General features: G+C 43.7%; 5 protein-coding genes. All 5 read right to left on the bottom strand.

Features of this window, described 5'->3' with window-relative positions; genetic code table 11:
* On the bottom strand, nucleotides 1-295 hold a 295-nt coding region (locus tag ACYVTD_RS09570), incomplete at its 3' end, for a hypothetical protein (RefSeq protein WP_461247550.1).
* An 89-nt stretch (nucleotides 296-384) separates the two neighbouring features.
* The gene (locus tag ACYVTD_RS09575) at nucleotides 385-1,221 is read right to left on the bottom strand and encodes a formylglycine-generating enzyme family protein (protein ID WP_461247551.1); all 837 of its coding nucleotides are present in this window, start codon (nucleotides 1,219-1,221) and stop codon (nucleotides 385-387) included.
* A gap of 66 nt (nucleotides 1,222-1,287) precedes the next feature.
* Nucleotides 1,288-1,539 carry a PD-(D/E)XK nuclease family protein gene (locus ACYVTD_RS09580; RefSeq protein ID WP_461247552.1) on the bottom strand — a complete coding sequence of 84 codons (252 nt, stop codon included), beginning with the start codon at nucleotides 1,537-1,539 and terminating at the stop codon, nucleotides 1,288-1,290.
* 111 nt (nucleotides 1,540-1,650) lie between these two features.
* Nucleotides 1,651-3,885 carry a pre-peptidase C-terminal domain-containing protein gene (locus ACYVTD_RS09585; protein ID WP_461247553.1) on the bottom strand — a complete coding sequence of 745 codons (2,235 nt, stop codon included), beginning with the start codon at nucleotides 3,883-3,885 and terminating at the stop codon, nucleotides 1,651-1,653.
* 14 nt (nucleotides 3,886-3,899) lie between these two features.
* Nucleotides 3,900-5,053 (bottom strand): hypothetical protein (locus ACYVTD_RS09590; protein WP_461247554.1); only part of this gene is annotated, 1,154 nt, incomplete at its 5' end.

Here is a 5,053-nt window from a genome sequence, read left to right on the forward strand (position 1 = left end):
GATATTTCTTTGCTTCTTCTAATAATTTGTCTTCACTAAACGCTATTATAATAACATCCATTCCCATACAACAGAATTTTATTATTGGTTTCGTAATACAATTCAATGTATCACCTGCCGAACACAAAGCAATTTTTTTATCGTGATGATATAAAGGATAACATTCTATATCCGGATTTTTATTTATTTCTTGATAATATTTTGGTTGTATATTATTAGATAACCGCTCATAAACTTTTTTAAGCGTTGTTGTTTTTCCGGTTCCTCCCGGTCCTACTAACATAATTATTTTCATTGTTCTTCCTCCTTAAATATTTCCCTGCCGTTTGTTTAGGCACGGGCATTTCGCCTTTTCTAATCACTATTTACTAACCACTTCCCTCATTAGGGGCGGACAAGCCGGAAGCCACGTCCGTTGTTGCCAGAGTACGGGAGGGCGGTGCCACCACAGTACGCAGAACGCAGTCCCCCGGCTGAACTGGAATAGCTCCCACCACGCTGCACGCGTAACGTATTACTGTTCCAATCCCAACATAATTCCCATAAGTTTCCATGCATATCATACAAACCCCATGCGTTTGCAGACTTTAACCCGACCTGATGTGTCTTGCTTTCGCTGTTGCTAGCATACCACCCTGTATTGTCGCTAATTGTAGCTCCTGTGTTAAACGCCGTTGTTGTCTCCGCGCTGCAGGCGTATTCCCATTGTTCTGAGGTAGGCAAACGATAACCGGTAGAATTTGCAACAATTATTACAGCATCCCATGTTGCACTACTACTCGTTGGCACTGTCCCCCATACTGTAGGATCGGTACTGTTGCTAATACTGTATGCGGGGCTTAATCCTTCCATAACACTCAATTTGTTGCAGAATACCAATGTGTCATACCAACTTACGGACTCAACAGGTAATTTGCTGGGAGTACCGCTTTCCCCCGTTACTGCTGACGTGAAGTTACTCGGATTGCTCCCCATAACCGCCTGATACTGTGCCTGCGTTACCTGATATTTGCCCATTTTAAATTCACTCAATGTTACCGAATGTTGCGTTTCATTGCTATTGCGGTCTGGTTCGTTTTCAGGACTGCCCATGATAAATGTTCCGGCAGGTATCGAGACCATAACAATACCAGTTGGACTTGTCGTTTCGCCGGCAGTGCCGCCGCCGTCGCCTGTACCAGTTCCGCCAGAGCTGTCATCATCTGAGCTACATCCCGTCAAAGGCAGAGCTAAAAACCCAATTACCGCAATAATTGCGGAAATTTCAAACAGTTTTTTTTGTCAGTTTCATGGAAAACTCCTATAAATTGATTTATGTATAAAAAATCCGAGATAACGATTTCCTTGCCAGTGTTTACCCTGCGGATCAAGCAAATCGGCGAGAACACTGCATATTTTGACTTCGTCCTTGTCTATTTTGGCAACTTTGAAAAGGTTATACTTCTCTCCAGTCCTCCGCCACTTTGCCTCATAGCGTTTCCTTACACCTGCGACTTTATTCAACAATTGACAAATGTTTTTTTCCAGTGTTTTTTCCATCAAAAACTCCTTTTTGGCTAAGCACAGTGTCCAGACACCGCATATAGCCGTTTGTTGATTCCTGACACTTTTGCGTGTGCTAAAATGTCAGGCGTTCCGTTCTACTTACTGTTAATTGGGCGGTGTTGAGGACGTATTGAACGCTATCTTGTATGTGCCGCTGTTAGAACCGTAAGGGCGTACCCTTATATAATACACTTGCCCGCTGGTTACCGTCCGTGAGATGTATTTTGTACTGTTATATAAATTATATAAATAGGTTTCACTCCCAACCGTAGCGCCGCTTGAGTCATACACTTGAACATATAGATCATTTAGCGAGCCGAAAGCTACATGTATGTACTGCGTACTTGCCGTTGCTGTAAATTTAAACCACTGTTCACTGCTTGAGTTGGGGAGATTACCGTCAGCCCATGTGTTTGCGGTAAGTTGGATAGCGACACCTGGAGGAATAAAATCAGTATTAAACGCTATCTTGTACGTGCCGCTGTAACCGCTCAAAAACGGCGTTACCCTGATATAGTACACTTGGTTCGGTGTTACTGACCGTGAGGTGTAGGGAGAAGAACTATGCAAGTCTGTTTGGCTTCCGACCTTATTACTGCTAGAGTCATACACCTGCACATCCAAACCCTTTAAAGTACCGAAAGAGACGTGTATGTACTGCGTGTTTGCCGTTGCGGTGAAGGTGAACCACTGTTCACTGCTTGAGTTGGGGAGATCACCGTCAGCCCATGTGTTTGCGGTAAGTTGGATAGCGACACCAGGAATAATAAAACCAGTATTAAATGCTATCTGGTAAGTACCGCTGTCACTGCTCGAATACGGCGTTACCTTGATATAGTACACTTGGTTCGGTGTTACTGACTGTGAGATGTATTTGGTAGACCCTCTCAAGTTTGTTCGGTTTCCCGCATAGCCGCTCGAGTTATACACCTGCACATACAAATCCGTTAAAGTGCCGAAAGAGGCGTGTATGTACTGCGTGTATGCCGTTGCGGTAAAGGTGAACCACTGTTCACTGCCTGAGTCGGGGAGATTACCGTCAGCCCATGTGTTTGCGGTAAGTTGGATAGCGACACCTGGAGGAATAAAATCAGTATTAAACGCTATCTGGTAAGTACCTCTGTCATAACTCCAATACGACGTTACCTTTATATAGTACACTTGGTTCGTTGTTACTGACAGTGATGTGGATTTGGAAGACCCTCTCAAGTTTGTTCGGTATCCAACCTCATTACCGCTCGAGTCATATAACTGCACATACAAATTCGGTGGTAAAGTACCAAAAGAGACGTGTATGTACTGTGTACTTGCCGTTGCGGTAAATTTGAACCACTGTTCACTGCCTGAGTTGGGAAGATCGCCATCTGCCCAAGTATTGGCGGTAAGAGTAATGTACTTTTCAACATCGATCGGCTCGCTGGTAATACTGCCTAAATAGCCTTTGCGGGTTACGGTTACAGTAATCGTTGAACCAATATCGGCGGATTGTACCGCATAAGCAACTGCAGTAGCTCCGATAATGGCGGTTGCATCTTTGTTCCACTGGTAGTTTATGCTTCCAACACCGTCAAGCAAATCGGTGTTTGCCGTCAAGATTTGCCCCGACTCAGGTTTACCGCTTATGCTTACCATTCCTGTTAGAATGGGTTTTAAATCTTCCCCTACAAGAGTAATGGTTTTGACGCTAGTTAAACCGTTCCTTACCAGAAACAGTTCGGAGATCACAACTTGTAGCGTATCCCCACGATAAAATTCAAAATTTATAAAATAATCCCCTGCGACAAATTCATCTTTAGCATAGACAAAATTTCCGCCACTATCGGGGGTAAAGTTTTCAGTACTAACATCTCCTTTTACGTTAATTTGCGTAATACCGGCGGTTTCTGGAAAAGAGAACGTAACCTGTATCGAACCAGTACCGCTCTTCAAAACGGACATTGAGAAACTTACCTGATTATTTTCTGACAAATTGATCTGCTTGTCCTGTACTTTTCCTTGCAGTATTTGCGCGCCGCTTGCGTTATAGGCGTTCAGAGTAAAATTCCACGTTCCCGGATACAGAGATACCGAAGTTCCAGTACCGGTAAATTCCTTCAGCGTCGTTTCTTCTGTACCGCTGATTCCGCCAAGTAGCGTATACCGGGCAACGTCATTAAGAGAAACTTGCGGCAGCACAGTTCGTGCCGTGCCGTCTGAAACGGTAAAGGATACTGTAGTCTTGCCGGCGTCATTCCACAGTTTCTCAAATTGAAGCCCATTATCGCAAGCAAAAAATAGAGCTGTCAGGGCTGTCAGTCCCGCAATCCAAAAAGCCCGCTTAAATAATGTTATCTTTTTCATGGTTTCTCCTTAATTTAGTTCAATACCGTAACCCGACAGCGTCCTGAACGGCTCTCACCGTTACTGTTTGTTACTACCACAACAAGCTGGTATACACCCGCAGGTTTGTTTAAAGTATAGCTTTGTGATGTTCCTACAGACACGCCGTCCAAATACCACTGGTAGGACGTATATATTCCTGTTAATGTGAATGTTTTATCTTCATTGTGAAAGGCTTGCACAGATTGTTCGGTTAGTTCCCATTCGTTTATATCCACCAGTTCAATGGTAATACCGACGGATGGGGGCGTGTAAAAGTAGATGCTTGCTGTCTTGGGTGAATCGCTTATTGTATAGCCCGATTTAGCGACCGACACGATCAAAGTTCCGCTTGAAGTAAATCCGCTGATATCTAAAGTATACGTTGGTCCTGAACCACTAAGAGTTCCTTTGACTACGTTTGATACTCCATTCAAGGTAATGTCATTAGCGGAAAGATCAGTTATCTCCTGACTAAAGGTCAGCGTCAATTGAGTTGTGGTTTGCGTAGTTGAGCCGTTTGCATTTACGCTGTCAAGGGTAACTGCGATATTGCCGCCGTCATCTACTTCGCTAAAACCTGCCAAAGGCGTTATCGAAATAATCTTTACATAGAATGTCCCTAACTTGTCTGCGCCTAGAAACCATAAATTTATATGATCATTTTTTGGTTCGGGCAGTGTGTCTGGTAAGCTGAGTCCTTCTATTGTATACGTTTTCCGTACAGTCGTTAGCTGAATTTCTTCATGTAACCTTATTTGCCCGCCTTCGGCTTCATTGTCATTGTAATACTGAACATCTAAAGTACGATTTCCTGATTGTGTCCATGCCTCAAATTTATACTTATAAGAAGTTTTTGCTTTTGCAATATCACCATAATAATACGCAGCCATTGCTTTCCATCGTCCCCAACCGTCTGTTTCATTATTAACCTGAGGAATGCCACCTATGGTGATTGTACACACGCCGTCAGCGGCAACAGAATGTGTTGCTGTAGCGGTTGCGCTAGGATCATCCCAACTCCACCAATTATCAACATTGTACATACCATCGTTGTCATTTGTTTCGTTGTTGTCATTAGTTTCGTCGTTGTCAGGCGGTGTTGAGGACGTATTGAACGCTATCTTGTATGTGCCGCTGTTAGAACCGT

Source organism: Treponema sp. R6D11 (assembly GCF_054786075.1).